This window comes from Methyloversatilis sp. S146-33 (genome assembly GCF_059552495.1).
In genome coordinates this window covers 108056-133482 of sequence record NZ_JCANOT010000021.1, presented here as the reverse complement: position 1 = coordinate 133482, position 25427 = coordinate 108056, and the positions used below count along the sequence as shown (strand labels likewise).

General features: G+C 66.5%; 21 protein-coding genes. 11 read left to right on the top strand and 10 right to left on the bottom strand.

What is annotated here, in order from left to right:
• Window positions 1-7 precede the first annotated feature (7 nt).
• From aceF to AC51BJ_RS06850, 7 genes are all read right to left on the bottom strand, one after another.
• The gene (gene aceF, locus AC51BJ_RS06880; protein WP_496279736.1) at window positions 8-1393 is read right to left on the bottom strand and encodes a dihydrolipoyllysine-residue acetyltransferase; all 1386 of its coding nucleotides are present in this window, start codon (window positions 1391-1393) and stop codon (window positions 8-10) included.
• Between the two features lie 171 nt (window positions 1394-1564).
• Entirely contained in the window at window positions 1565-4240 is a 2676-nt protein-coding gene (aceE, locus tag AC51BJ_RS06875) for a pyruvate dehydrogenase (acetyl-transferring), homodimeric type (protein WP_430432949.1), read from the bottom strand.
• Window positions 4241-4652: 412 nt separating this feature from the next.
• Window positions 4653-6089, bottom strand: coding sequence for an aldehyde dehydrogenase (gene aldA / locus AC51BJ_RS06870; protein ID WP_496279735.1), 1437 nt, complete (start codon window positions 6087-6089; stop codon window positions 4653-4655).
• Between the two features lie 24 nt (window positions 6090-6113).
• The gene (locus AC51BJ_RS06865; RefSeq protein WP_018230257.1) at window positions 6114-6581 is read right to left on the bottom strand and encodes a DUF1097 domain-containing protein; all 468 of its coding nucleotides are present in this window, start codon (window positions 6579-6581) and stop codon (window positions 6114-6116) included.
• A 56-nt stretch (window positions 6582-6637) separates the two neighbouring features.
• Window positions 6638-7513 carry a transporter gene (locus tag AC51BJ_RS06860; protein WP_430432951.1) on the bottom strand — a complete coding sequence of 292 codons (876 nt, stop codon included), beginning with the start codon at window positions 7511-7513 and terminating at the stop codon, window positions 6638-6640.
• A gap of 62 nt (window positions 7514-7575) precedes the next feature.
• The gene (locus tag AC51BJ_RS06855; RefSeq protein WP_496279734.1) at window positions 7576-9297 is read right to left on the bottom strand and encodes a methanol/ethanol family PQQ-dependent dehydrogenase; all 1722 of its coding nucleotides are present in this window, start codon (window positions 9295-9297) and stop codon (window positions 7576-7578) included.
• A gap of 115 nt (window positions 9298-9412) precedes the next feature.
• Window positions 9413-10021 carry a QcrA and Rieske domain-containing protein gene (locus AC51BJ_RS06850; protein ID WP_496279733.1) on the bottom strand — a complete coding sequence of 203 codons (609 nt, stop codon included), beginning with the start codon at window positions 10019-10021 and terminating at the stop codon, window positions 9413-9415.
• A gap of 385 nt (window positions 10022-10406) precedes the next feature.
• Between AC51BJ_RS06850 and AC51BJ_RS06845 the strand changes: the two genes are divergently transcribed.
• Complete coding sequence (locus AC51BJ_RS06845; RefSeq protein ID WP_496279732.1) at window positions 10407-12335, top strand: sigma-54-dependent Fis family transcriptional regulator; 1929 nt, start codon at window positions 10407-10409, stop codon at window positions 12333-12335.
• 150 nt (window positions 12336-12485) lie between these two features.
• Here AC51BJ_RS06845 and AC51BJ_RS06840 read toward each other — a convergent pair whose 3' ends face one another.
• Window positions 12486-13196: a FadR/GntR family transcriptional regulator gene (locus AC51BJ_RS06840; RefSeq protein WP_496279731.1), complete on the bottom strand. Its 711-nt coding sequence runs from the start codon at window positions 13194-13196 to the stop codon at window positions 12486-12488.
• A gap of 102 nt (window positions 13197-13298) precedes the next feature.
• Between AC51BJ_RS06840 and AC51BJ_RS06835 the strand changes: the two genes are divergently transcribed.
• The 6 genes from AC51BJ_RS06835 to ribD all read left to right on the top strand — a co-directional run bounded on the left by AC51BJ_RS06835 (window position 13299) and on the right by ribD (window position 18789).
• On the top strand, window positions 13299-14060 hold the full coding sequence (locus AC51BJ_RS06835) for a (Fe-S)-binding protein (protein WP_496279730.1): 762 nt from the start codon (window positions 13299-13301) through the stop codon (window positions 14058-14060).
• The gene (locus tag AC51BJ_RS06830) at window positions 14057-14722 is read left to right on the top strand and encodes a LutC/YkgG family protein (protein ID WP_496279729.1); all 666 of its coding nucleotides are present in this window, start codon (window positions 14057-14059) and stop codon (window positions 14720-14722) included. Before AC51BJ_RS06835 ends, AC51BJ_RS06830 begins: the two co-directional genes overlap by 4 nt.
• On the top strand, window positions 14719-16164 hold the full coding sequence (locus AC51BJ_RS06825) for a LutB/LldF family L-lactate oxidation iron-sulfur protein (protein WP_496279728.1): 1446 nt from the start codon (window positions 14719-14721) through the stop codon (window positions 16162-16164). Before AC51BJ_RS06830 ends, AC51BJ_RS06825 begins: the two co-directional genes overlap by 4 nt.
• Window positions 16165-16230: 66 nt before the next feature.
• Window positions 16231-17121 (top strand): flagellar brake protein, encoded by an 891-nt coding sequence (locus tag AC51BJ_RS06820; protein ID WP_496279727.1) that lies wholly within the window; start codon window positions 16231-16233, stop codon window positions 17119-17121.
• An 81-nt stretch (window positions 17122-17202) separates the two neighbouring features.
• Window positions 17203-17682 carry a transcriptional regulator NrdR gene (gene nrdR / locus AC51BJ_RS06815; protein WP_019919492.1) on the top strand — a complete coding sequence of 160 codons (480 nt, stop codon included), beginning with the start codon at window positions 17203-17205 and terminating at the stop codon, window positions 17680-17682.
• A complete protein-coding gene (gene ribD, locus AC51BJ_RS06810) occupies window positions 17683-18789 on the top strand; it encodes a bifunctional diaminohydroxyphosphoribosylaminopyrimidine deaminase/5-amino-6-(5-phosphoribosylamino)uracil reductase RibD (RefSeq protein ID WP_496279726.1) in 1107 nt (368 codons plus the stop codon). It begins immediately after the preceding gene.
• A gap of 221 nt (window positions 18790-19010) precedes the next feature.
• Here ribD and AC51BJ_RS06805 read toward each other — a convergent pair whose 3' ends face one another.
• Window positions 19011-20501 (bottom strand): DegQ family serine endoprotease, encoded by a 1491-nt coding sequence (locus AC51BJ_RS06805; protein WP_430432960.1) that lies wholly within the window; start codon window positions 20499-20501, stop codon window positions 19011-19013.
• A gap of 474 nt (window positions 20502-20975) precedes the next feature.
• Between AC51BJ_RS06805 and folE the strand changes: the two genes are divergently transcribed.
• The 4 genes from folE to AC51BJ_RS06785 all read left to right on the top strand — a co-directional run bounded on the left by folE (window position 20976) and on the right by AC51BJ_RS06785 (window position 23832).
• The gene (folE, locus tag AC51BJ_RS06800) at window positions 20976-21587 is read left to right on the top strand and encodes a GTP cyclohydrolase I FolE (RefSeq protein ID WP_019919488.1); all 612 of its coding nucleotides are present in this window, start codon (window positions 20976-20978) and stop codon (window positions 21585-21587) included.
• 366 nt (window positions 21588-21953) lie between these two features.
• Window positions 21954-23090: a porin gene (locus AC51BJ_RS06795; RefSeq protein ID WP_496279725.1), complete on the top strand. Its 1137-nt coding sequence runs from the start codon at window positions 21954-21956 to the stop codon at window positions 23088-23090.
• A 116-nt stretch (window positions 23091-23206) separates the two neighbouring features.
• Window positions 23207-23434, top strand: coding sequence for a type II toxin-antitoxin system Phd/YefM family antitoxin (locus AC51BJ_RS06790; RefSeq protein ID WP_496279724.1), 228 nt, complete (start codon window positions 23207-23209; stop codon window positions 23432-23434).
• Entirely contained in the window at window positions 23434-23832 is a 399-nt protein-coding gene (locus AC51BJ_RS06785; RefSeq protein ID WP_496279723.1) for a type II toxin-antitoxin system VapC family toxin, read from the top strand. Before AC51BJ_RS06790 ends, AC51BJ_RS06785 begins: the two co-directional genes overlap by 1 nt.
• Window positions 23833-24076: 244 nt before the next feature.
• Here the strand turns inward: AC51BJ_RS06785 and AC51BJ_RS06780 are convergent, their stop codons facing one another.
• Window positions 24077-25390 (bottom strand): adenylate/guanylate cyclase domain-containing protein, encoded by a 1314-nt coding sequence (locus AC51BJ_RS06780; RefSeq protein WP_425762796.1) that lies wholly within the window; start codon window positions 25388-25390, stop codon window positions 24077-24079.
• Window positions 25391-25427: the final 37 nt, after the last annotated feature.

Genomic DNA, 25427 nt, shown 5'->3' with positions numbered 1-25427 from the left:
GTTCCCCTCACATCAGTACGCGACGCATGTCGGCCAGCAGCGCGGCGACATGGGCGTTGAAGCGGGTGGCGGCTGCGCCGTCGATCACGCGGTGATCGGCGGTCAGCGACAGCGGCAGTATCAGCCGCGGCTGGAAGGCCGAGCCGTCCCACACCGGTTTCATCGTGCTGCGGCTGACGCCGAGGATGGCGACCTCCGGCGCATTGATGATGGGCGCGAAACCGGTGCCGCCGAGGCCGCCCACGCTGGATATCGTGAAGCAGGCGCCCTGCATTTCCGCGGCGGAGAGCTTGCCGTCGCGCGCCTTGGTCGCCAGCTCGCCGCATTCGGCGGCAAGCTGCGCCACGCCTTTCTTGTCGGCGTCGCGGATGACCGGCACCACCAGCCCGCCCGGCGTGTCGGCGGCGAAACCGATGTGGCAGTACTGCTTCATGATCAGCGCCGGCTCTTCCGCCTGCAGGTCGATCGAACTGTTGAACTCGGGGAATTTCTTCAGCGCCGCGCACACCGCCTTGATGATGAAGGCCAGCATGGTGAGCTTGACGCCGGCCTTGGCCTGTTCCGCGTTGATCTGCTGGCGGAAGGCCTCGAGGTCGGTCACGTCCGCTTCTTCGTGGTAAGTGACCGCCGGGATCATGACCCAGTTGCGCGCGAGATTGGCCGCCGACAGCTTGCGGATTCGCGACAGCGGCTTGCGTTCGATGTCGCCGAACTTGGTGAAATCGACCTTGGGCCAGGGCAGCAGATCCAGGCCGCTGCCGCCACCGGCAACGGCCGGTGCGGATGTGGCCGGCGCCTGCAGCGCGCCCTTGACGAAGGCGTTGATGTCTTCGCGCGTGATGCGTCCTTTCGGACCGCTGGCTTTCACACGGGTGAGATCGACGCCCAGTTCGCGCGCATAGGCGCGCATCGACGGACTGGCGTGCGCCTTCTTGCCGCCCACCAGCTCGGCCGCGATGTCGGCGGCGCTGGGCAGTGCGACCGCGCCGGCGGCCGGCGTGTAGTCGCCGCGGGCCGACTGCGTGGTCGTGGCTGGTGCGGCGCCGGCGGCTGCGACTGGAGCGGCAGCGACAGCCTTTGCCGGAGCCGGTGCCACGGCGGCGGCAACGGGCGCCGGTGCGGGGGCCGGTGTGGCGGGCGCGGCGGCGGGCGCCTCGCCCACCTCCATCGTGCCGATCACGCTGCCCCGCGACACGCGGTCGCCGACCTTGACCGTGATCTGGCCGATGACACCGGCGTGCGGCGCCGGAATGTCCATCGTGGCCTTGTCCGATTCGAGTGATACCAGCGGCGCGTCGGCTTCGACGCGGTCGCCGGGTTTGACCATCACTTCGATGACGGGGACATCGGAGAAGTCGCCGATGTCGGGTACTTCAATATTGATCGTGCTCATTCAAGCCTCGCATTCGATGCGGCCGCGCACAGCGCGACCGGGGCGTGGGTGTTGAAGGCCGACCGCAGATCGGCGCGGACAGCTCCGGTCGTCGCGGACAAGGACCAGAAGGGGTCTTCATCCGGGACGATCGGGCGTGTCGGCGTCGATCCGCGGTCCGCTTCTTCCGACTCAGACGTACAGCGGGTTCGGCTTGGTCACGTCCAGACCGTAGCGCGCGATGGCGTCCGCCACCTTCGCCCGGTCCAGCGCACCGTCGTCGGCCAGCGCCTTCAGCGCCGCCACCGTCACCCAGTGTCTGTCCACCTCGAAATGCGAGCGCAGCGCCTCGCGCGTGTCCGAACGGCCGAAGCCGTCGGTGCCCAGCACGACGTAGCGGCGCGGCACATAGGCGCGGATCTGCTCGGCGAACAGGCGCACGTAGTCGGTGGCCGCGATCACCGGACCGCGCGTGTCGCGCAGGCAGTTCTCGACGTGCGAGGCGCGCGGCGTTTCCAGCGGGTTGAGCAGATTCCAGCGCGCGCAGTCGGCGCCGTCGCGGGCCAGCTGCGTGAAGCTCGGGCATGACCACAGGTCGGATTCCACGCCCCAGTCGCTCTTCAGCAGGTCGGCGGCGGCGATCACCTCGCGGAAGATGGTGCCGCTGCCGGTCAGCTGCACGCGCGGGCCGTTGGAGGCGGCACCGCGGCGGAACAGGTACATGCCCTTCAGGATATCCGCCTCGGCGCCTTCCGGCATCGCCGGGTGCTCGTAGTTCTCGTTCATCACCGTCAGGTAATAGAACACGTCCTCCTGCTCGGCCATCATGCGGCGCAGGCCGTCCTGCACGATGACGGCGACTTCGTACGAGAAGGTCGGGTCGTAGCTGATGCAGTTCGGCACTGCGCCGGACCACAGGTGGGAATGACCGTCCTCGTGCTGCAGGCCTTCGCCGTTCAGCGTGGTGCGGCCGGCCGTGCCGCCGACCAGGAAGCCGCGCGAGCGCTGGTCGCCGGCGGCCCAGATCAGGTCGCCGATACGCTGGAAGCCGAACATCGAATAGAAGATGTAGATCGGGATGGTCGCCACGCCATGCACCGAGTAGGCGGTGGCGGCGGCGATCCAGTCGCTCATGCCGCCGGCTTCGTTGATGCCTTCCTGCAGGATCTGGCCGGTCTTCGATTCCTTGTAGAACATCAGCTGGTCGGCGTCCTGCGGCACGTATTTCTGGCCCTCCTGGTTCCAGATGCCGATCTGCCGGAACATGCCTTCCATGCCGAAGGTGCGCGATTCGTCCGGCACGATGGGCACGACGCGCTTGCCGATGTGCGGGTCGCGCAGCAGGATGTTCATGATGCGTACGAAGGCCATCGTGGTGGACAGTTCGCGGCCTTCACCGGACGCTTTCAGCAGCGCATCGAAGGCCGACAGCGGGGGCACTTCGAGCGGTTCGGCCTTGGAACGACGCTGCGGCAGGTAGCCGCCGAGCGCCATCCGGCGCTCGCGCATATAGGCGACTTCCTTCGAGTTCTCGTCGAACTTCAGATAAGGCAGCGATTCCAGTTCGCTGTCCTTGATCGGCAGGTCGAAGCGGTCGCGGAATTCGCGCAGCGATTCCAGATCGACCTTCTTCTGCTGGTGCGAAATGTTCTGCGCCTCGCCCGAGCCGCCCATGCCATAGCCCTTGATCGTCTTGGCCAGAATGACGGTGGGCTGGCCGGTGTGGTTCACCGCCGAGTGGTAGGCGGCATACACCTTGTGCGGGTCGTGGCCGCCGCGGTTCAGGCGGAAGATGTCGTCATTGCTCCAGTTGGCGACCATGGCCGCCAGTTCCGGGTACTTGCCGAAGAAGTGCTCGCGCACATAGGCGCCGTCGCGCGCCTTCATGGTCTGGTATTCGCCGTCGACTACTTCCATCATGCGCTGCGCCAGCAGGCCGGTCTTGTCCTGTGCCAGCAGCGGATCCCAGTAACTGCCCCACAGCAGCTTGATCACGTTCCAGCCGGCGCCGCGGAAATCGCCTTCGAGTTCCTGGATGATCTTGCCGTTGCCGCGCACCGGGCCGTCGAGGCGCTGCAGATTGCAGTTCACGACGAAGATCAGGTTGTCGAGCTTTTCGCGCGCGGCCATCGCGATCTCGCCCAGCGTTTCCGGCTCGTCGGTCTCACCGTCGCCGATGAAGCACCACACCTTGCGGCCTTCGGTGTTGGCGATGCCTCGGTCCTGCAGATACTTCATGAAGCGGGCCTGGTAGATGGCCTGCAGCGGGCCAAGGCCCATCGATACGGTCGGGAACTGCCAGAAGTCCGGCATCAGCCACGGATGCGGGTAGCTCGACAGACCCTTGCCGCCGACTTCCTGGCGGAAGCTGTCGAGTTGCGCCTCGGTCAGGCGGTCCAGCATGAAGGCGCGGGCGTAGATGCCGGGTGCCGAGTGGCCCTGGAAGTAGATCAGATCGCCGCCGTGGGTCGGGCTGGGCGCATGCCAGAACCAGTTGAAGCCCACGTCGTACAACGTGGCACTGGAGCCGAAGCTGGCGATGTGGCCGCCGACATTGGTGTCCTTGTTCGCGCGCAGCACCATGGCCATCGCGTTCCAGCGGATGTAGCTGCGGATGCGGTGCTCGATCTCGTAATCACCGGGCGCCTGCACCTGCTTGCCGGCCGGTATGGTGTTTACGTATGCCGTGGTGGCCGAGTACGGAATGTTGATGCCGGCGCGCCGCGACAGCTCGGTCAGCCGCTCGATCAGGTAATGCGCACGCTGCTCGCCGGCGTGTTCGATCACGCCTTCCAGCGCGTCGAGCCATTCCTGGGTTTCGACGGCATCCGGATCGGAAGCGAGCAGGGGATTGGGTAGTGCAGACATCCAGGCTTTCTCCTCTTTTTTGATCGAGCCGTTCGATCAGATGCACCGCCGATGCACAACCCGGTCGGGGCATGGAGCCCGCCCGGGGTCGTCAGCGTGCCGGGCGAGGAGAAACTCGTCCGAAGCGCCTGTCCGTCTGCGCATGGGTGATGCAAGTGTCGACAGCTCTGAAGCGGCAGCGGGTAGCTGCCATGGCAGCGTCGAACGCAGGGATCGCCCGCGTCGACGTGTCGCAATTATGGACACCCCCCGGACTTGCCGCCAGTGGTGGAAAACCGAAATCCGGTCGTCCGGCCGCAAAAAAGCGGGCAACTCCGGGGCCGGAGTGCCCGCAACCGAGGAGATCGTCTGGTCTTGTACAAGACCCGGATGGCGTACGGCGGGTGAGGGATCGCCTCACCCGGATCGCGCGTCAGCCGTGCTGTATGTAGGCCACGTGGGTTTCCGTGTACTCATACAGCCCGTGCTTGCCGTCGGCCCCGCCGATGCCCGACTTGCGGCGGCCAGCGTGGAAACCCTGCATCGCTTCGAAGTTCTCGCGATTGACATAGGTCTCACCGAACTGCAAGTCGCGGATCGCGCGCATTGCAGCATTGAGGTCGCGCGTATAGACCGACGAGGTCAGGCCGTAGTCCGACGCGTTGGCGTGAGCCACCGCCTCGTCCAGATCGTCGACCAGCTGCACCGGCAGCACCGGGCCGAAGATTTCGCGGCGCATGATGTCCATGTCGGCGCGGCAGTTGATCAGCACCGTGGGCTCGTAGTGATAGCCCGACGCGCGGTCGGCGATCTGGCCACCGAGCACGCACTGGGCGCCGTCGCGCTTGGCCTGTTCGACCATGGCGGCGACCTTGTCCAGGCCTTCCTTGTTCACCAGCGGGCCCATGTCGATGCTCGGGTCGGCGATCGGATCGCCGTAGCGGGTGGCGGCCATCTTCGCGGTGAGCTTGGTGATGAATTCGTCGGCGACTGCGCGCTGCACGTAGATGCGTTCGGCGCAGTTGCACACCTGCCCGGTGTTGATGACGCGCGAGGCGGTGATCGCGGTCGAGGCGAGATCGAGGTCGGCATCGGCCAGCACGATGGCCGGCGCCTTGCCGCCCAGTTCCAGATTGACGCGGGTCAGGTTGCGGCCGGCGGCCTGCATGATGCGGCTGCCGGTTTCGACGCTGCCGGTGAAGCTCACCATGTCGATGGCGCGGCTGCCGGTCAGCGCGGCGCCGGTGGTCTCACCGCGGCCGCCGACCAGGTTGAACACGCCGCGCGGCAGTTCGGCCGCGTGCACCAGCTTCGCGAACAGGAAGGCGTTGAGCGGCGTTTCCTCGCTCGGCTTGATCACGATGGTGTTGCCGGTGACCAGTGCCGGCGCCATCTTGCGGGCGATCAGGAAGAGCGGGAAGTTCCACGGCAGCACGCCGGCGACCACACCGACCGGCTTGCGCAGCAGGAAGATGCTTTCGCCCGGGCGGTCGCTGGTCAGCACCTCGCCCTCGATGCGACGCGCCCATTCCGCCATGTAGTCGAGGTAGTCGGCAGTGAAGTCGACCTCGACGCGCGCCAGCCCCAGCGTCTTGCCCTGTTCCAGCGTCAGCAGGCGCGCCATCTCCTCGCGCACGCCGCGCAGGCCTTCGGCTACCTTGCGCAGATGCGCTGCGCGCTGGATGGCCGGCAGCTTCGCCCATTGCGGCTGTGCCGCACGGGCGGCGGCGATCGCGCGTTCGACCGCGGCGACGCCGGCTTCAGGCACCGTGTCGAGCAAGGCGTGCGTGGCCGGGTTGAACACCTCGATGCGGGTGGCGACGTCGGCCTCGTCGAAGCGTCCGTCGATGTAATTGTGATGGGTACTCATTGCAGCTTCTCCTTGGGACGGAAATCAGGCGGCGCGCGTCATGCGTTTGCCGAAGGATTCGGACAGGTAGCCGAAGGTGAGGCCGGCGACCCAGGTCAGGCCGACGAACAGCGCCTTCTCGAAGGTGTCGCCGGTGGCGCCGAAATAGGTGGCCGCGCCAAGGAAGGCGGCCGGTGTGTAGGACAGCGCCGCGACGTCGGCCATCGCCACCAGCACGAAGGCCAGCACCGCGACCAGCAGCGCCAGCGCCGGCAGGCTGCCGCCGGCCAGCGCGACCAGCCACATCGTGCCGGCGGTCAGCACGACGCCGGCCAGCGCGGCGAAGGCCGATTTGCCGAGCGCCTGACTGCCGCCGCCAGCGGCGAAGAAGGTGGCCCAGGCGACGAAGCCTATCCACGGGTTCAGCTGCAGGTTCGGCATGCCGATGCTCAGGCAGACCCACAGTGCGACCAGCAGGGCGATGCTCAGTGCGAGTGCGTGCAGCAGTTTCATTTGATGCCTCCTTGAGTGAGGCCGGAGGCGCGCCGCGGCACGCCTCCGGCCGGGACTTACCAGACGTAGGCGTACTTGATGTTGATGCTGTTGTTGACCGGCCGGTTCTCGCCCTCGATGCCGTGCGAGTAACGCAGCGCGATCGATTGGTTGCCGTAGTAATGGAACATCACGCCGAGCGAACCATCGAAGCCCCACGAGTCACCGGCGCCGTTGCGGCCGCTGATGCGCTCGTAGTCGACACCGGCGAACGGCTCCAGCCAGTCGTTTACGCGATAGCCGAAGCGGTTGTTGGTGTGCCACAGCATGCCCGGCCGGTTGCCGTCGTCGCGCCGGCTCTGCGCGACGAAGCCCAGGTCGCCGGTCCAGCCGATGCGCTCGGTCAGCGGCACGTACCACAGCAGGCTGGAAAGGTTCTTCCAGTTGGTGTCGCTGACGTCCTTGTCGCCGATCGGGATCTGCAGGAAGGTCTGGAAACCCAGCGTCGAACCGGGCGTCGGCTTATACCAGATGGCCGCGCCGGTGATGGTGTCGCCGAAACCGCTGATATGGCGCGCGTCAGGATCAACGGCGTCGCGGTTGCGGATGCCCACCGTCGGCTGGATGACCTCGAAGGCCAGACCGATGTTGCGGTTCGACTCGGGCGTCCAGAAGCGCACGTACTTCGACAGGCCGATGATCTTCTGCGCGCTGTTGCCGCGCTGGCGATCACCGTCATTATCGAACAGCCGGCTGTCGCGCTGCACGGTGGCGTACTGCACGAACACGTTGAACGGCTGGTCGAAGTTCACCGGCAGGTCGTACTCGTGCGGACCGATCACGTCGAAGGTGGTCTGGGCGCTGGCGCTGCCGGACAGCAGCGCCAGTGCGATACCGGCAGCGGAGACGACAGCCTTTGCGGCGCGGATGGGAGTGTTTGCAGCAGTGCTCATGAGGGTATGTCCTTGTTATGCTGTGTCGGGCAGGCGCGCGGCAGAGCGGGCGCCCCGGCGGATCATTTCTTGGGCAGCTTGAACACCCAGATCACGCCGCCCTGCGGCACGGTGGTCTTCTTGTCGAGCACCGCGTTGAAAGCGCCCTGCATGCGTTCGGCATCGACACCCCAGCCGGACTGCACGGCGACATACTGTTCGCCGTCGACCTCGAAGGTGGAGGGCACGCCGGTCACGCCCGAGTTGGTCGGGAATTCCCACAGCAGCTTGCCGGTGCTGGCGTTGAAGGCGCGGAACTTGCGGTCGTTGGTGCCGCCGCCGAACACGAGATTGCCGGCCGTGGTCATCAGCGGGCCCCAGTTCATTTCCGGGTAGGTGTGGGTCCACACCTTCTTGCCGGTCTTCAGGTCCCAGGCCTGCACTTCGCCGATATGCACCTTCGACTCCGGCGTCATGCGCACATTGGTGAGCACGTTCTCGATCGACACGCCGAGGTAGAGATCGCCCTTGTTGTACTTGACCGGCTCGCCGGTCAGTTCCGAGCACAGATTGTTCTGCGCCGGGATGTAGAGCAGGCCGGTGTGCGGGTTGTAGGCCTCGGGCGGCCAGTCCTTTCCACCCCACAGCGAGGGGCAGAAGTTCACCGTCTTGCCGGTGGCGGGGATGCGCGCCGGGTCATAGGTCGGGCGACCGGTCTTCGGGTCGAGCTGGGTGAATACGTTCTGCGTGACATAGGGCCAGGCATCGACGTAGTTCACCTTGCTGTCGGTGCGCTCCAGCATCCACAGATAGCCGTTGCGGCCGGCGTGCACCAGCGACTTCACCTTCTTGCCCTTGTGCTCGAGGTCGATCAGCAGCGGGGCGGATACCTCGTCCCAGTCCCACGAATCGTTGTGGTGATACTGGTGGTAGCCCTTGAGCTTGCCGGTGTCGACATCCAGTGCCAGCACCGAGTTGGCGTACAGGTTGTCGCCGCTGCGCGTGTCGGCCATCCACGGGCCGGCGTTGCCGACACCCCAGAAGGCGAGGTTGGTGTCCGGGTCGTAGGTGCCGGTGATCCACACAGAGCCGCCGCCGCGCTTGTAGGTATCGCCCGGCCAGCTGTCGCCGCCCGGTTCGCCGGGGCCGGCGATGGTGTAGGTCCGCCACGCTTCCTTGCCTGTGTCGGCATCGAAGGCGGCGACGAAACCACGGATGCCGTATTCGCCACCGGAACTGCCGATCATGATCTTGCCCTTGGCGGCCAGTGGCGCCAGCGTCATGTAGTAGCCGGACTTCCAGTCGGCCACCGCGGTCTTCCACACCTCCTTGCCGGTCTTGGCGTCGAGCGCGACCAGGAAGGCGTCGGTGGTGGCGATGTAGACGCGGTCACCGTACAGCGCGACACCGCGGTTGGTCGGGTGCAGCTGCTGCAGTTCGTCCGGAATGGTTTTCTTGTAACGCCAGATCTCCCGACCGGTCTTCGCTTCCAGGCAGATGACCTGGTTGTTCGGTGTGGCGACGAACATGTAGCCGTTGTTCACGATGGGCGGCGCCTGATGCCCTTCGGTCATGCCGGTCGAGAATGCCCAGGCCAGCTGCAGCTTGTCGACGTTCTTGTCGCTCACCTGCTTGAGCGGGCTGTAGCCCCAGCCGGCGTAGTTGGCGCGGTACATCAGCCAGTTCTGCGCCTCAGGCTTGTTCAGCCGCGCGTCGGTCACCGGCGTGTAGGCCGGCAGCGCACCGGCCACCAGCGGTGCGAGCAGTGCCGCCGCGACGGCGGTCCGCTTCATCATGGTTCTCATGCTTCCTCCTGTGTTTTAGGGCGAAGGTGTGGTCGCGCTTCGTGGGCGCGACCGCTGCTGCAGCCCGGACGCTTCGCCTTGTGACGTCCGGACGGTGTAAAGCGGGATCGGCCGGTCAGCCCTTGCGCACGCCGGGGACGGAGCTGAACGCGCCGGCCACCACCAGCTCGCCGTTCTCGCTCTTCAGCGGCAGCCAGGGCAGGGCGCGTCCGGCTGGACCCGCGGTGACGGCACCGGCCTTCAGCGGGTCGAATTTGGAGAAGTGGCAGAAACAGAACATCGCGCCGCCATTGGCGTCCCACTCGCTCACCTCGCAGCCCTGGTGGGTGCACACCGCCGAGTAGGCGAGCACGCCGTCGGCGCTGCGGGCGCGGGTTTCGTCGTCGAGCGACGCCGGGTCGAAGCGCATCAGGATGACGCGACCCAGACGGCTGCCGTCGCGCACGAGCGCATCGGTCACGGCGAAGGGCAGCGCGCGTACCGGCTTGCTGGTGAGCGGAATGTCGGCGACCTTCAGCGGCTGCGGCGTGTCTTCGTCGTCCATGCGCACCAGACGGTCGCCCGGTTGCGGCGGCAGGTCGGCCGGCTCGCTGGCCTGCGCGCTGCGCAGGCCGCTGCCAAGCATCACGGTGACCGCGATGGCGGCCTTCATTGCATCGCGACGCTGCATGCAGCAGGGGGCGCACGCGCTGTCGGCGACTTTTTTCGTGTTGTCCTTGTCCATGGTCTCCTCGCTGTTTTGGGTGTGGCGAACAGCGCTGGAGCGAGCGGCGTGCCATGTGCCGGACGTGGCCTCGATATGCGTATGGGCTGTGTTGCAGACGTGTTTCAAACGACGCAGCGACGCCGGATTTGCCCGCCAGAACGGGGAATCCATCCCGCGAACAAGCCGGGTCGAGGGCGGCGGGAATTCCCGCTCAGGTGAGACGGAATCTCACTCGAAGTGAGACAAATCCTTGTAATTCAGTGGCTTGCAGGGGTGTTGCGATGCTGCGGTGCAGCGGAGATTCCGCTTGAAGCGCGCGGAAGGCGTCTCCTACACTGTCGCGAAAACAGCCGGCGGCCGGACCGCAAGGCGATGACGAAAACGTGTCGGAGGAGGACGGGCCATGCGATTCAGGGACGAGTTTTCGCAACACATGCGGCGGGTCGCCGCAGCGTCGGATGCGCGCGCCGGCGCGCTCGCGCTGGCGGGCGAGGCGCGCATCGCCGATTCCTGGCGGCGCTCGATGGAGCTCTACCGGGTGGACCCCGAAGTGCCGGCGGCGCCGCGCATCCTCAGTGCGGCGGAGGTGCGCGAGCGCTGCGGGCGCATCGAATCCTTCCTGCAGCTCGCGCGCCTCGGCGTGGGCAAGCTGCACAGCCAGATCAAGGACGCCGGCTACTGCGTGCTGATGACCGACGCCGACGGCAGCACGGTCGATTTCCGCGGTCTGCCGACCATAGACCACGAATTCAAATCGCGCGGTTTCCGTGTCGGCGCCTGCTGGTCCGAACAGGACGAAGGCACTTGCGGCGTCGGCACGACGCTGGTCGATCGCGCGCCCATCCTGGTGCACAAGGGTGAGCACTTCCGTGCCTACAACATCGGCATCACCTGCAGCGCGGCACCGATATTCGGTCCGGACAACGACATCATGGGCGTGCTGAACGCCTCGGCGCTGGCCTCACCGGACGACCGGCGCAGCCAGTCGGTGGTGTTCCAGCTGGTGGCGCAGAACGCCCGCTTCATCGAGAACGCCTGGTTCATCGAAGCCAACCGCCACCGGTGGACGCTGCAGATTGGTGGCATCGGCCGCGGACTGGAGCCGGAACGCAGCTACCTGCTGGCGCTGGACGAGCGCGGCTACGTGGTGCAGGCCAATTTCCTCGCCCATGTCGAACTGCTGGAGCACGCGGGTCCGCTGCCGCGTGCCTTCCATGAAGTGTTCGATCTGAGCGCCGACGAATTGCTGCGCGCCGCGCACGACCGCCCGGGCATGCCGGTCGCGCTGCGTCGGCTCACGACCGGCCAGGCGCTGTCGGCCATCGTGCGCGTGCCGGAGCAGCGACGGGTCACGCGGCGTGCGGTGCAGGGGCGGCACGACTTCAGCACGCTGACCGCGCGCGACACCCGCCTGGTCAGTGACATCCAGCGTCTGAAGCGCATCGTGAACAGCCGCCTGCCCATCCTGCTGCTCGGCGAAACAGGCTCCGGCAAGGAAGCGTTCGCGCACGCCATCCACGCGCAGAGCGAGCGGCGCGACAAGCCCTTCGTTGCGCTGAACTGCGCGGCGATTCCGGAGAACCTGATCGAGAGCGAACTGTTCGGCTACCGCGAAGGCGCATTCACCGGCGCCAAGGCGAAGGGCGAGGCGGGCAAGATCCAGCTGTCCAGCGGCGGCACGCTCTTTCTCGACGAGATCGGCGACATGCCGCTGCCGCTGCAGACACGGCTGCTGCGCGTGCTGGCCGAAGGCGAGGTGCTGCGTCTGGGCGGCACCGAACCGGAGAAGGTCGATCTGAACGTCATCTGCGCCACCCACCGCGATCTCGAATCGCTGGTTGCAGCCGGCCGTTTCCGCGAGGACCTCTTCTACCGGCTCAACGCCGCGACCTTCACCTTGCCGCCACTGCGTGCGCGCAGCGACCGGCGCGACGTTCTGCAGCAGGTGTTCGACGAGGAGTGCGCCGCGGCCGGTCGCGACATCGAACTGCCGGCGGCACTGGCGGAAGAGCTGATGGGTTACGCCTGGCCCGGCAACATCCGCCAGCTGCGCAACACGCTGCGCTATGCGGTGGCGGTGTGCGAATCGGACACGATGTCGCGCGAGCATCTGCCGGACAACATCCTGCGCGCGCTCGACGAGCCGCCACCCGCTCTCGCGCTGCCGCGCAGTGACGCCGAGGCCGACGAGCGGCGGCGCATCGTCGAAGCGATGGAGGCTACCGGCTGGCGCGCCACCGAGGCGGCCGCGCTGATCGGCATGCCGCGCGCCACCTTCTACCGCCGGCTCAGCCGCTACGGCTTGGGTCGCGGGCGCTTCCCGAGCCGCTGACGCAGCGCATTGCGGGTGCAGTCGCGGGCAGAAGACCCCGCCCCCAGAACCCGGCGCCGGCCGCGTGTCGGGCGCGATCCCTGTGGGAGCGGCCTTGGCAGCGACGGGGCGGATGCTTGCCGCGGACGTCGATTCCGACCGCCGTCGAGATCAGGGCAGCGCGCCCGCAGCATCGGGCGCCAGCCGCGCCCGCACGAAGTCGATGTGCGCGTACATGGTGGCGCGCGCCTGCTCTGGTGCCCGTGCGCGGATCGCCTCCCACAGCGCGAAGTGCTGCTGCCACAGCGCCTCCGCCACCGCCCGGTCGCCGAAGCGCAGGCCGGCGTGATTCTGGGCCATGTGTTCGCGGTGCAGTGCAAGCAGATTGGCCTGCAGGTATCCGAACATCGCGTTGTGCGCAGCGGTGGCGATGGCGCCGTGCCACACCGAATCGAGCAGCACCTCCTGCGCCTCATCGTCGTTGCGCCGGGCGCGGCGCAGGCGGTCGATCACGCCGCGCAGCATTGTCAGGTCGGCACGCGTCGCGCGCTCAGCCGCGAAGGCGGCCGCCTCGCCTTCGAGTACGCGGCGGAATTCCAGCATGTCCTTGCCGAGGTGCGGGTGTTCGGTCAGCAGCTGGCGCCACGGTGAAGTGAGGCCACCGTGAAGGCGGTCGGTCACATAGACGCCACTGCCCACGCGGCTGCTCAGCAGACCGCGCGCGGACAGGCGCTGCACCGCTTCGCGCAGCGTGCCGCGTGAGACGCCGAGTTCTTCCGCGAGCGCGCGTTCGGCCGGCAGTCGGGCGCCGGCGGCGTAGCGGCCGTCGAGCAGGCGGCTTTCGAGTTCGCGGGTGGCGCGGTCGGCGGCGGTGGGCGGCATGGTGACGTGTCCAGGAGAATTGGTCCGACCAATTTTGCCTGAAGCGACGGCGCCGCGATCATCCCGTTCCATCGCACCTACGGGTGCCCACCGGAGCTTCCGATGCACGCAGATCGCCCGCCGCGCCCCGATCAGGTCTATCTGTTCGGTACCTGCCTGATCGACCTCTTCGTGCCACAGGCCGGCGTCGATGCGGTGCGTCTGCTGGAACGCGAAGGACTGACCGTGCATTTCCCGCATGCCCAGAGCTGCTGCGGCCAGCCGGCCTTCACCAGCGGTAACCCGGACGAGGCGCGCCGCGTGGCGGCGGCGCAGATCGCGCTGTTCGACCAGCCCTGGCCCATCGTCGTGCCGTCCGGCTCCTGTGCCGGCATGATGCGTCACCACTGGTCAACGCTGTTCGACGACGATCCTGCGATGCAGGCGCGCGCGCGTGAAGTGGCCGGCCGTGTGCATGAGCTGGCCGGCTTCCTGGTCGAGGTACTGCATGTGGATTACTCGATGGCGAGCGCCGAACCGGTCACCGTCGGCCTGCACACCTCGTGCAGTGCGCGGCGCGAAATGGGTACCCGCGCACACGGCGTGCAACTGCTGTCGGCATTGCCCGGCGTCACGCTCGACACGCACGTCAACGAATCGGAATGCTGCGGCTTCGGCGGCGTGTTCTCGCTCAAGCACGCGGACATATCGGGCGCCATCGTGCGCGACAAGGTGGCCAGCCTGTCGGCGGTCTGCGAGCGCTTCGTCACTGCCGACTGCGGCTGCATGCTGAACATTTCGCACGCGGCGGAACACCAGGGTCAGGCGCTGCGCGGCGAACACCTCGCGAGCTTCCTGATGCGCCGGCTGGAGGGGCAGGCATGAGCGCGCGCGACCGCATCCTCGCCCGCCTGCGCGCGGCCGAGCCGGGCGCGCCGGTGACGCCACCCGACGTGGCGGCCTACTACGCGCAGCGACCACGACTGATGCCGGACGAGCGCCTGCAGCAGCTGTGTGCGCGACTGCGCGCCTCGCGCGCCGAGGTGATGGTGGCGCAGCCGGCGGAATGGGCGCGCGTTGCAGCCGATGCGCTGCACCTGCGCGGCGTGCGTCGCCTGGCACTGAACGGCGACGTGCGCGCCGACGAGCTGGCGGCGACCTTGCCGTCCGCCATCGAAGCGGTGCGCTTCGACGGCGCGATCGAGTCCTGGAAGCAGGAGATGTTTGCGACCATCGATGCCGGTTTCACACCGGCCTCCGCCGGCATTGCGGCCACCGGCGCGCTGCTGCTGAACCACGGCGGCGCACTGCCGCGCACGCTGTCGCTGGTGCCGCCGATCAGCCTGGTCTGCGTCGACGCGCGCGACCTGTATGACGACCTGCACCACGCGTCGAGCAGCCAGCGCTGGGCCGACGACATGCCGACCAACCGCGTGCTGGTGTCCAGCCCCTCGCGCACCGCCGACATCCAGCAGACGCTGGCCTACGGCGCGCACGGCCCGCGCGAACTGATCGTGGTGGTGATCGCGGACGGAGAGACGGCATGAGCGCCCAGCCCCTGCATTTCGTGTCGCCGGCGCAGTTCCGCGACCGCGTCAGCGAGGCGCTGGCGGACGAGGGACTGCGCGACAACTTCCGCAGCGCGATGAACTTCCTGCGCGACAAGCGCGCCAGCCAGTTTCCGGACCCGGCGGAAACCGAGGCGCTGCGCGATCTGGGCGAGGCGGTGCGCAAGCACGCGCTGGCGCAGCTGCCGGCATTGCTGGAGAAGCTGGAGGCGAATCTGCAGGCGCGTGGCGTCGAGGTGCACTGGGCGGAAACGCCGGACGAGGCGTGCGCCATCATCCATCGCATCGCCACCGATGCCGGCGCGACGCGCGTGATCAAAGGCAAGTCCATGGTGAGCGAGGAGGTGGAACTGAATCACTACCTCGAGGCGTGCGGCGTCGAGTGTCTCGAATCGGACATGGGCGAGTACATCGTGCAGCTGGCCGGCGAACGGCCGTCGCACATCGTCATGCCGGCCATCCACAAGACGAAGCAGGACATCGCGCGGCTGTTCGAACAGAAGATTCCGGACGCCGGCTACACCGAAGACGTCGACGCGCTGATCCGCACCGGCCGCGAGGTGCTGCGCGAGCGCTTCATGCAGGCCGACATCGGCATTTCCGGCGTCAATTTCGCGATCGCCGAAACCGGCACGCTGTGGCTGGTCGAGAACGAGGGCAATGGGCGGCTGTCGACGACGGTGCCGGACATCCACATCGCGATGATGGGCATCGAGAAGGTGGTCGATACGCTGGAACACGCCATGCCGCTGGCCAGCCTGCTGCCGCGCTCGGCCACAGGTCAGGCGGCGACCACCTATTTCAACCTGATCACCGGCCCGCGCCGGCCCGGCGACCAGGACGGGCCGCGGCGCATGCATCTGGTGCTGCTCGACAACGGTCGCACCCAGGCCTACGCCGACGCTCAGCTGCGCGCGACGCTGCAATGCATACGCTGTGGCGCCTGCATGAACCACTGCCCGGTCTACGCGCGCGTCGGCGGCCACGCCTACGGCACCACCTATCCGGGGCCGATCGGCCAGATCCTGTCGCCGCATCTGCTCGGGCTGGACGACAGCCGCGACCTGCCGACCGCCTCCAGCCTGTGCGGCGCCTGTGCCGAGGTGTGCCCGGTGCGCATCCCGATTCCGTCGCTGCTGATGCGTCTGCGTACCGAAGCCAATCGCGCGCCGGGCGCGGCGGTGGCGCAGCCGCTGGCCGGGCAGGGCGCTTCGTTCAGCGTCGGCCAGAAGCTGGTGTGGCGCTTCTGGAGCGGCATCTACGCCAGCCCGGGCCGTTACCGGCTGCTGCGCTGGGCGGCCACCCGCTTTCGCTGGCTGGCACCACGACACCAGATGGGCTGGACGCAGCACCGCACGCCGCTGGTCCCGGCGGCGCGCAGCCTGCACGATCTGATGAAGGCGCGTGGTCAGCGGCGCTGAGCGGCCGCTTCAAGTTTCGGCGCGGCCTGTCGATACCCCGGGGACACCGCTGCCTCCGAGGCCGTCATGATTCCCGTGCGCAAGACCGATGTGGTGCTGGGCAAGCCCCTGCCGTATTCGCTGTACGACCAGAACAACAAGCTGCTGCTGAAAGCCGGCGTCGTGGTGCAGACGCAGAACCAGCTCGACGTGCTGAGCGAGCGCGGTCTTTACCGAGACCGCATGGCTGCCAATCAGGTGCAGGCGCCTTCCAGCATCGTGCCGGACGGTGAGCCGGCGCCGGACAAGGAGGGCATCCTGCTCGAGCTGGAGGACATCCGGCTGCAGATTGGCGATCTGCTGCAACTGCAGGGCGCAGCCGACGACGCGTCGCGGCATGCGGTGAAGCTGCTCGGCTACGCCAAGGGGCGCAGCGTCATGGTGACGCCGCCGATGGTCGATGGTGCCTATGCCATGTTGAAGCAGGATGCTGCCGTCGTTCTGCGTTTCTTCTCCGGCAAGAGCGTGTATGCCTTCCCGGCACACGTGCTGAAGATGTCGAACACGCCCTTTCCCTACTTGCACCTGAGCTATCCGAAGAAGGTGCGCGGCATGCGCGTGCGCCGGGCTCAGCGGGCCAGCGTGCGGCTGATCACTTCGCTGACGGACATGTATGGCGCGCTGTATGCCGGCACCCTGATCGATATCAGCAAGGGCGGGGCGTTGCTGGCCGCGAAGGCGGCGCTCGGCGAGATCGGCGACCTGCTGCAGCTGAAGTTCCGGCTGCAGTTCGACGATATCGACCAGTTCGTACATGTGAAGGCGGGTATCCGCTCGGTGCGCAGCAATCCGGACCCGGAAAGCGAGGCGCATGCGGTGCAGCACGGGCTGGAGTTCGTCGAAGTGCAGGGCAGCGACCGGCTGGCGCTGTCCGCCTATACCTATCAGAAGTTGATCGAAGCGAGCGACGTGGCCTGAATCTGCGCCTGCGCGGACGAAATGCGGCGCAATGCCGCATCCCGGCGTAACATTCGCGCCGTCCATGCACGGAGCGACGCCATGAAATGCCCGTTCTGCAGCTCTCCCGATACCCAGGTGGTCGAAACCCGCGAAAGCGAGGATGGCGACATCATTCGTCGCCGGCGCCGTTGTGCGCATTGCGACAAGCGCTTCACCACCTACGAGCGGGTCGAGCTGAAGATGCCGCAGATCGTCAAGAAGGACGGTCGGCGCGCCGACTACGACCGCGAAAAGCTGCGCGCCAGCATGATGCTGGCGCTGCGCAAGCGCCCAGTCACCACCGAGTCGGTGGATCTGGCGATGGACCGCATTGAGGAGCGCCTGCTCACGATGGGGGTACGCGAACTGGCGACCGACCGCCTCGGCGAACTGGTGATGCGCGAGCTGAAGAAGCTCGACAAGATCGGCTACATCCGCTTCGCCAGCGTCTATCGCAACTTCGAGGACGTCGATGAATTTTCCGAGGTCGTGCGCGAGGTGACCAAACCGCCGCGCGCACCGCGCAAGACGGGAGGCTGAATGGCGCACGACGCCTCGCTTGACACACTTTTCATGGCGCGCGCGCTGAAGCTGGCCGCGCGTGGTCTGTGGACCACCTCGCCGAATCCGCGCGTCGGCTGCGTTCTGGTGCGCGACGGGCAGATCGTCGGCGAAGGCTGGCATGAGAAGGCCGGCGAACCCCACGCAGAAGTGCATGCGTTGCGCGCCGCCGGCGAAGCAGCGCGTGGGGCGACCGCCTATGTCACGCTGGAACCCTGCAGCCACCACGGCCGCACGCCACCCTGTGCCGAAGCGCTGATCTCCGCGGGGGTCGCGCGCGTGGTCGCCGCCATGCAGGACCCGAATCCGCTGGTCGCCGGCAACGGCCTGGCACGCCTAAACGCTGCGGGCATCGCGACCGAATGCGGCGTGCTGGAAGCCGACGCGCGCGAGCTGAACATCGGTTTCGTGTCGCGCATGACGCGCGGCAAGCCCTGGATCAGGCTGAAAACTGCCTCGACGCTGGACGGCGTGACGGCGCTGGAGAACGGCGTCAGCCAGTGGATCACCGGCGCCGTGGCCCGGCGCGACGGTCACCGCTGGCGGGCACGCGCCTGTGCCGTGCTGTCCGGTATCGGCACGGTGATCGAGGATGACCCCAGCCTGACCGTGCGCGAGGTCGATACCCCGCGCCAGCCGCTGCGCATCATCGTCGACGCCCGGCTGCAGCTGACGCCGCAGGCTAAGCTGTTCGCAGACATCGAACGCTCACCGCTGCTGGTGGTGTGCGCGTCCGACGACACGCCGAAGGCGCAGGCCCTGTGCGACGCCGGCGCCGAACTGCTGGTGCTGCCGAACGAGGGTGGCAAGGTCGATCTGCCGGCGATGTTCCAGGCCCTCGGCGCGCGCGGCATCAACGAGGTGCATGCCGAATCCGGTCACAAGCTGAACGGGTCGCTGATGCGTGAGGGCTGCGTGGACGAACTGCTGATGTATCTGGCGCCCACCGTGATCGGGCGCGGCATGGGCCTGTTCAACCTTGGTCCCTTCGACACGCTGGCGCAGCGCATCGATGTCGACATCCGCGACCTGCGGGCGGTCGGCAAGGACTGGCGGCTGCTGGCCCGACTCAGATCTTCGTCGTAAGCGCGGGCTTCGGCACAGGCTGCAGTCGGGGTCAGAAGACCCCTCCCACAGAAACCCGCTCCGGCCGTCGACCATGCGCAATCCCTGTGGGAGCGGCCTTGGCCGCGACGCGGCCGTCGCGGTCCGCCGTCTTCGGCACAGGTCGCTGTCGGGATCAGAAGACCCCTCCCACAGAACCCCCGCTCCGGCCCCGGTTCGGCCGCGATGTCAGAGTTGGCGAATCAGCCCACCCGGATAGGCACGAACAGCCGGTTGTCGCCGCGCTGGATCAGCAGGGCGATGCGACCCTTGGCCTTTTCCACCAGCTTTGCCAGTTCTTCCGCGCTGCCGACCGGCTGACCATTTACTGCAAGGATGGCGTCGCCCGGCTGGATGCCGGCCTGTGCGGCTGCACCGCCCGCGTCGGCCACGACCAGGCCGCGAGTGACGCCCAGTTGCTGCGATTCCGCACCGGTCAGCGGACGCACGGCGAGGCCGAGCCGGTCGCGGACCGGTCCGCTGTCGCGGCCACCTTCGTCGAGCGCCGCGACCTCGCTGTCGCTCTGTTCGCCCAGCGTCGCGCTCAGGTCGCGCTCTGCGCCCTGGCGCCACACCTTCATTTTCACCGTCTTCCCCGGCGCCAGATTGCCGATCACTTTCGGCAGATCGAAGGAATCGGACACGGCGCGGCCATCGACCGACAGGATCACGTCGCCGGCTTGCAGGCCAGCCTTGTCGGCCGGACCGCCCTGTTCGACATTGGCGACCAGTGCGCCGCGCGCGCGGTCGAGGCCGAAGCTGTCGGCCAGTTCGCGCGTGATCGGCTGGATGCTGACGCCGAGACGGGCGTGTTTGGCGCGTCCGTACTGCTTGATCTGATCGGCCACCCGCATCGCCACGTCGATCGGAATGGCGAAGGACAGACCCATGAAGCCGCCGGTGCGCGAGTAGATCTGCGAATTGATGCCGATCACCTCGCCGTTCAGGTTGAACAGCGGACCGCCGGAATTGCCCGGGTTGATCGCCACGTCGGTCTGGATGAAGGGCACCAGCGATTCGTCCGGCAGCGCGCGCGACTTGGCGCTGACGATGCCGGCCGTCACCGTGTTCTCGAAGCCGAAGGGTGCGCCGATGGCCGCCACCCACTCGCCGACGCGGGTGGTGTCGGCATTACCCAGTTTCACCGCCGGCAGGTTCTTCGCCTCGATCTTGATCAGCGCGACGTCGGTGCGCTTGTCGCTGCCGATCACCTTGGCCTTGTACTCGCGCTTGTCGGTGAACTTGACCGTCACCTCGGCGGCATCGGCCACCACGTGCGCATTGGTCAGGATGTAGCCGTCCGGGCTGATGACGAAACCAGAGCCGATGCCGCGCGGTGCAGGGCCCTCGCCGCCGCGCTGCGGGTTCTGCGGCACCGGGATGCCGAAGCGGCGGAAGAACTCGAACATCGGGTCATTCGGATTGACAGCAACGCGCGAAGGCTTGCCGATCACGCTGATGTTCACCACGGACGGCGAGGTCTGTTCGACCAGCGTGCTGAAATCCGGCAGACCGGCAACCAGGGGCGCCGTCGTCGGCGCGGTGATCGGCGCCGCCTGTGCAATCTGCACCGGCTTCGACTGCGGTGCCGCTTCGGCGTGGCGCATCCAGTCGACCGTCGTCGCCGTGGCGCCCAGCCCGAAGGCGGTCGCGGTCAGCGCGGCGAGTGCGGTACGAGACAGCTTGATCTTCATCGATGTCCTCTCCTGACGTATGTTTGCGCGCCTGACAATCTGTCCGGAACGAGTCGGCGCAACTTGTGGGCGAACGATGGAGCGGGCCCGCTGGCGGGCTGTTCCGGCGGCTTGCATCCGGAAACAATCGTCAAGCCGCGGCCGAGGGTCTGTTGAAATTGAATCGCCAGCCGCGCGCAAATCCCGATGCGTCCGGATCAAGGCGGGCCGACTCCGGCTGACTGGCCGTCAGGCCAGGAGGCCCAAAGCGGAGCCGGGCGTATCGGGACTCGCGCGCTGCAAAAGCGGTTCGCGATTCAAGGTCAACAGACCCTACCGCTGTTCAATCTGGGGAGCAAAAACGCCATATCAAGGGTCACAGAGTGCTCAAACCTCTTGAAAACCCGGACTTGCACCGCCACCATGACCGGTCCGGGTCGCCGAAGGCGGGCACGAGCCAGCCGCCGATCCACCATATATAAGTACAGGAAGAACATGAAGAGCACTGACACCGGTCGTCCGACCCGCGAAGAAGCCGAAGCGGCCGTCCGCACCCTGATCCGCTGGACCGGCGACGATCCGACGCGCGAAGGCCTGATCGACACGCCCAAGCGCGTGGTCAAGTCCTACGAGGAATTCTTCGCCGGCTACGCCGAAGATCCGCGCGAAATCCTGTCCCGCACCTTCGAGGAAGTAGAAGGCTACGACGAGGTGATCGCGCTGACCGGCATCCGCTTTGAAAGCCACTGCGAACACCACATGGTGCCCATCATCGGCACCGCGCACGTCGCCTATCTGCCGGATCGCCGCGTGGTCGGCATTTCCAAGCTGGCGCGCCTGGTCGAGGTGTTCGCCAAGCGCCTGCAGATCCAGGAGAAGATGACCGTGCAGGTGGCCGACACGTTGTACGAGGTGCTGCAGCCGCGCGGCGTGGCGGTCGTGATCGAGGCGGCGCATGAGTGCATGACCACGCGTGGCGTGCACAAGCCGGGCGTGGCCATGGTTACCAGCCGCATGCTGGGGCTGTTCCGTGACGACGCGCGCACCCGCCGCGAATTCTTCGACCTGATCGGCCGTTCCGGCGGCAGCGGCAGCTGCGGCGTCTGAATTCGCGCAGGGGTCCGTCTGGCGGACACAAGAAGCCCGGGTGCTGATCGGCCCGGGCTTTTTTGCGTCCGTGCTCCGCAGAAGGCGATCGACAGCATGGCTTCAATGCCGCGGGGCCTGCCGACCGACGCGGTGCGCAACACATGCTCAGCCACATTGGCGCAAATTGACCCTGTTGCGCAAAAACCACAAGACTTGATCCAGGGGCATACGTAATTCGACGCATGGCTTGCGGCCGACTTTGCTGCTTCGGTACAGTCCGCCACACCTTCTGAAGCTCCGAAGGTGTGTAGCCCGGCAGTGCAGCGGCCGCGAGGCCGAATACGATCCGGGCACCCACTATCATCGCAAGAGGAGATTTGCGTAATGTCCAAGAAACTGCTTGCCGCTGCCATCGCCGCAGCGCTCGCCCCGGCCGCCGTCATGGCCGAAGCTTCCAACGTGACCATCTACGGTCGTGTCGATTACGGTTTCATGTCCCGCGGTGGTGACAGCGGTGGCCTCGCTCAAGGCGGCCGCGTTGGTCGTCTGAACGACTTCGAAGACGGTATCCTCGGCACGAACCGCTTCGGCTTCAAGGGTTCGGAAGACCTGGGCAACGGCCTGAAGGCCATCTACGAATTCGAATTCGGTTTCTCGGGCGACAGCGGCACCTCGTTCGGCTCGACCACCAACCGCCACAGCTGGATTGGTCTGACCGGTGCCTTCGGTACCGCCCTCGGCGGCCGCGTTGATGGCGCCCGTTACTCCTTCGTCGGCAAGTACGACCCGTTCAAGAACCAGACCGTTGCCAACGCCGGTTCGCTGTTCGGCGTGACCTCGGGTCTGGGTCAGGCTGACCGTGCCGACAACGCCATCGTTTACATCACCCCGGAACTGGCCCCCGGCCTGAAGTTCCTGGCTGCGTACACGACGTCGCTGCTGTCTGAAGCGGGTTCGGGCGCGATTGCGACTCAGAGCGTTGAGTACGGCGACACCCCGCTGTATGCAGTGGCTGCAATGTATGACAATGGCCCGATCAGCCTGCTGCTCGACTACGAAAACCTCCAGATCAAGAAGACCGGTGTGGGCGGTAGCGATTTCGAATTCGACCTCTGGGTTGCTGGCGCCAGCTACGACTTCGGCGTGGCCAAGCTGTCGGCTTACTACGAAAGCACCGAAGGTGACGATACCGCCTCGAAGGCTGTCTCGAACGGCGACGGCTGGCTGATCGGTCTGTCGGCTCCGGTCACCTCGAACATCACCCTGAAGGCTTCGTACGTCAAGGCCAACGACGATCGCGCTGCTGACAGCGACTGCTCGAAGTGGGGCATCGGTGGCGAGTACGCCTTCTCGAAGCGCACCACCGCGTACGCAACCTACGCCAAGATCAACAACGACGATCTGGCCCGTTGCGGCATCTCGAAGAACGCTGCTGGCGGCAATGGCACGGGTTCGGGCGGCGCCAACGGCACCGGCTACGGCGATTCCGGCTTCAACGTCGGTCTCGCTCACACCTTCTAATCGGTTTCCGATCAGAAAGTCGTGCTCAAACGGGCGCCTTCGGGCGCCCGTTTTTCGTTGACCTTTCGTTGCGCAGGAGTTACCTTGACTAAGTTATTGGTCAAGGTAGGGGTGTGATGATGCGTCAGGTCAACATGCTGGAAGCAAAAACTGCGCTGTCTGAACTGGTGGCGGCGGCGCTGCGCGGGGAAGAGGTGATCATCGCCAGGGCGAACAAGCCGGTGGTCAGGCTGGTGCCGGTAGAGCCGGTGCTGCGTGTACGACGCCTTGGCTGGGCAGCAGGCAAGGTCCGGGTTGCCGCGGATTTCGACGCGCCGCTGGACGTGTTCGCCGACTATCGCTGATGCGTATCCTGCTCGACACCCATGTACTGATATGGCTGTCTCATGCGCCCGACCGGATTGCAGGCGCAGCAAGAGAGAAGATTGCCGACCCTTCTTCGACGCTATACATCAGTCCGGCGTCGATCTGGGAAATGACAATCAAATGCCGCCTCGGCAAGCTCGATCTCGGTACCGACATCGCCAGTTTTGCGCGCACCGCCTATCTGGAGCTGGCAGCGCTGGAGTTGCCGCTCGCGCTGGACCATTTCGGCCACCTGTCCGAACTGCCGCTGCATCATCACGATCCGTTCGACCGGCTTCTTCTGGCCCAGGCACGCAGCGAGAGTCTGTATCTTGCGACGGCCGATGGCGTGTTCGACGCCTATGCCGAGGCCGGCGTCTCATTGCTGCGCTGCTGATCAGCCCGCCGGACCGTGACGGTCCCTGTGGAGCAACCTCTGGTCGCGATGTAGTCTTGGCAGATTGTCGGCTTTGGTTAAGACCGCAATCGCGAGCAAGCTCGCTCCCACGAAATTTCGGCTCCGGTCGCAGTCAGGAGTGTTTTTGTGGGAGCGACCTTCTGGTCGCGATGCGGCGATTGCGGACCGCCGGCTTCGATTCAGGCCGCTATCGCGAGCAAGCTGGCTCCCACAGAATCCTTGCTCACCCTGCGTCGAGCAGGATGTCTACGCTGTCCGTCCTCAACCCGGCGCTGTCCTCCTTGCGCCCGATCAGCCGATACACCACGGTGTCGCCCTTGCCTTTCAGGTAGAGCGTCTGCGGTTCGTGGAAGTCGTAGCGGCTGCGCAGCCTGAGATAGGTCGCGGTATCGACCTGCACCATGCCGGGTACACCTTCGGTGGTGATGCGGCTGGCCAGATTCACCGTGTCGCCCCACAGGTCGTAGATGAATTTCTTCTTGCCGACCACGCCGGCGACGACCGGGCCGGTGCCTATGCCTATGCGCAGATCGAGCAGTACGCCGGTGCCGGTGGTCTGGTTACGCAGCCAGTCGCGCATCTCCAGTGCAAGATCGGCGATGGCGGCGGTGTAGTCGGCGTTTCCGGAGTTCAGACCACCGGCCACCATATAGGCGTCCCCTATGGTCTTGATCTTCTCAAGGCCGCGCGCCTCGGCCTGTTCGTCGAAGCGGGAGAACACGCGGTTCAGCATCGAGAAAACCTGCGATGGCGTCATGCCGGCGGCGACCTGGGTGAAGTTCACGATGTCGGCGAACATGACGCTGACGTCGGCGAAGCCGTCAGCGATGTTCTTCTCGTTCTGCTTCAGCCGCTGCGCGACCGGACCCGGCAGGACGTTCAGCAGCAGTCGCTCCGAGCGTTCCTGTTCCTGTTCCAGCAGCGTGTGCGCTTCGGCCAGCCGGCGCGCGATGATCTGTTTCTGTTCGATGGCGAAGCGCAGCAGCATGAACACGATGCTGGAGACAGCAAGGAAGTTCAGCGCGAAGAACACGACGCTGGTTTCCACTGGCACCAGCGCGTTGCGGTAAGTCGCGGCGTCGGCGAGGTAGTAGTCGAAGAAGCCGGTCAGCGCGACCAGGAAGGCGTAGGCGAAGAACCAGGCCAGCGCCTCGCGCGCGCCGATGCACAGGATGGCACCGATCGGTGCCAGCAGCCCCCACAGCAGAATGCCGCTGGCGGTGATGAAGTTGCCGATCGCCCATTGCGCAACGAAAGGCGCGAACAGGAAAAGTCCGAGCTGCGTGTTGCGGAACAGCCGGAAATTGCCGCCATACAGGAAGAGGGCGAGGTTGCCCGCTAGCAGCAGCTGATAGGCGAAGGGCAGTGTGGCCGACAGCCGCGGCCCGAGACTCCAGTAGACCGCCAGCCACAGCGTCGAGGCGACGCAGACCAGGCCGGTCGCCAGCACCAGCAGCGACTTGTTCAGACGCTCGTCGGCGCTGTCCGTCGGCAGGATGCCGCCACGACGCAGGCGCGTGAAGAAGCCGGTACTCATCGCACGGGCTCGTGAAGATCTGTCGTTGTGGCGAGGC

What these genes read in the sequence shown, in the direction of transcription:
- aceF (WP_496279736.1), bottom strand. Translation starts at nt 1,393, where the DNA reads ATGAGCACGATCAATATTGAAGTACCCGACATCGGCGACTTCTCCGAT.
- aceE (WP_430432949.1), bottom strand. Translation starts at nt 4,240, where the DNA reads ATGTCTGCACTACCCAATCCCCTGCTCGCTTCCGATCCGGATGCCGTC.
- aldA (WP_496279735.1), bottom strand. Translation starts at nt 6,089, where the DNA reads ATGAGTACCCATCACAATTACATCGACGGACGCTTCGACGAGGCCGAC.
- AC51BJ_RS06865 (WP_018230257.1), bottom strand. Translation starts at nt 6,581, where the DNA reads ATGAAACTGCTGCACGCACTCGCACTGAGCATCGCCCTGCTGGTCGCA.
- AC51BJ_RS06860 (WP_430432951.1), bottom strand. Translation starts at nt 7,513, where the DNA reads ATGAGCACTGCTGCAAACACTCCCATCCGCGCCGCAAAGGCTGTCGTC.
- AC51BJ_RS06855 (WP_496279734.1), bottom strand. Translation starts at nt 9,297, where the DNA reads ATGAGAACCATGATGAAGCGGACCGCCGTCGCGGCGGCACTGCTCGCA.
- AC51BJ_RS06850 (WP_496279733.1), bottom strand. Translation starts at nt 10,021, where the DNA reads ATGGACAAGGACAACACGAAAAAAGTCGCCGACAGCGCGTGCGCCCCC.
- AC51BJ_RS06845 (WP_496279732.1), top strand. Translation starts at nt 10,407, where the DNA reads ATGCGATTCAGGGACGAGTTTTCGCAACACATGCGGCGGGTCGCCGCA.
- AC51BJ_RS06840 (WP_496279731.1), bottom strand. Translation starts at nt 13,196, where the DNA reads ATGCCGCCCACCGCCGCCGACCGCGCCACCCGCGAACTCGAAAGCCGC.
- AC51BJ_RS06835 (WP_496279730.1), top strand. Translation starts at nt 13,299, where the DNA reads ATGCACGCAGATCGCCCGCCGCGCCCCGATCAGGTCTATCTGTTCGGT.
- AC51BJ_RS06830 (WP_496279729.1), top strand. Translation starts at nt 14,057, where the DNA reads ATGAGCGCGCGCGACCGCATCCTCGCCCGCCTGCGCGCGGCCGAGCCG.
- AC51BJ_RS06825 (WP_496279728.1), top strand. Translation starts at nt 14,719, where the DNA reads ATGAGCGCCCAGCCCCTGCATTTCGTGTCGCCGGCGCAGTTCCGCGAC.
- AC51BJ_RS06820 (WP_496279727.1), top strand. Translation starts at nt 16,231, where the DNA reads ATGATTCCCGTGCGCAAGACCGATGTGGTGCTGGGCAAGCCCCTGCCG.
- nrdR (WP_019919492.1), top strand. Translation starts at nt 17,203, where the DNA reads ATGAAATGCCCGTTCTGCAGCTCTCCCGATACCCAGGTGGTCGAAACC.
- ribD (WP_496279726.1), top strand. Translation starts at nt 17,683, where the DNA reads ATGGCGCACGACGCCTCGCTTGACACACTTTTCATGGCGCGCGCGCTG.
- AC51BJ_RS06805 (WP_430432960.1), bottom strand. Translation starts at nt 20,501, where the DNA reads ATGAAGATCAAGCTGTCTCGTACCGCACTCGCCGCGCTGACCGCGACC.
- folE (WP_019919488.1), top strand. Translation starts at nt 20,976, where the DNA reads ATGAAGAGCACTGACACCGGTCGTCCGACCCGCGAAGAAGCCGAAGCG.
- AC51BJ_RS06795 (WP_496279725.1), top strand. Translation starts at nt 21,954, where the DNA reads ATGTCCAAGAAACTGCTTGCCGCTGCCATCGCCGCAGCGCTCGCCCCG.
- AC51BJ_RS06790 (WP_496279724.1), top strand. Translation starts at nt 23,207, where the DNA reads ATGATGCGTCAGGTCAACATGCTGGAAGCAAAAACTGCGCTGTCTGAA.
- AC51BJ_RS06785 (WP_496279723.1), top strand. Translation starts at nt 23,434, where the DNA reads ATGCGTATCCTGCTCGACACCCATGTACTGATATGGCTGTCTCATGCG.
- AC51BJ_RS06780 (WP_425762796.1), bottom strand. Translation starts at nt 25,390, where the DNA reads ATGAGTACCGGCTTCTTCACGCGCCTGCGTCGTGGCGGCATCCTGCCG.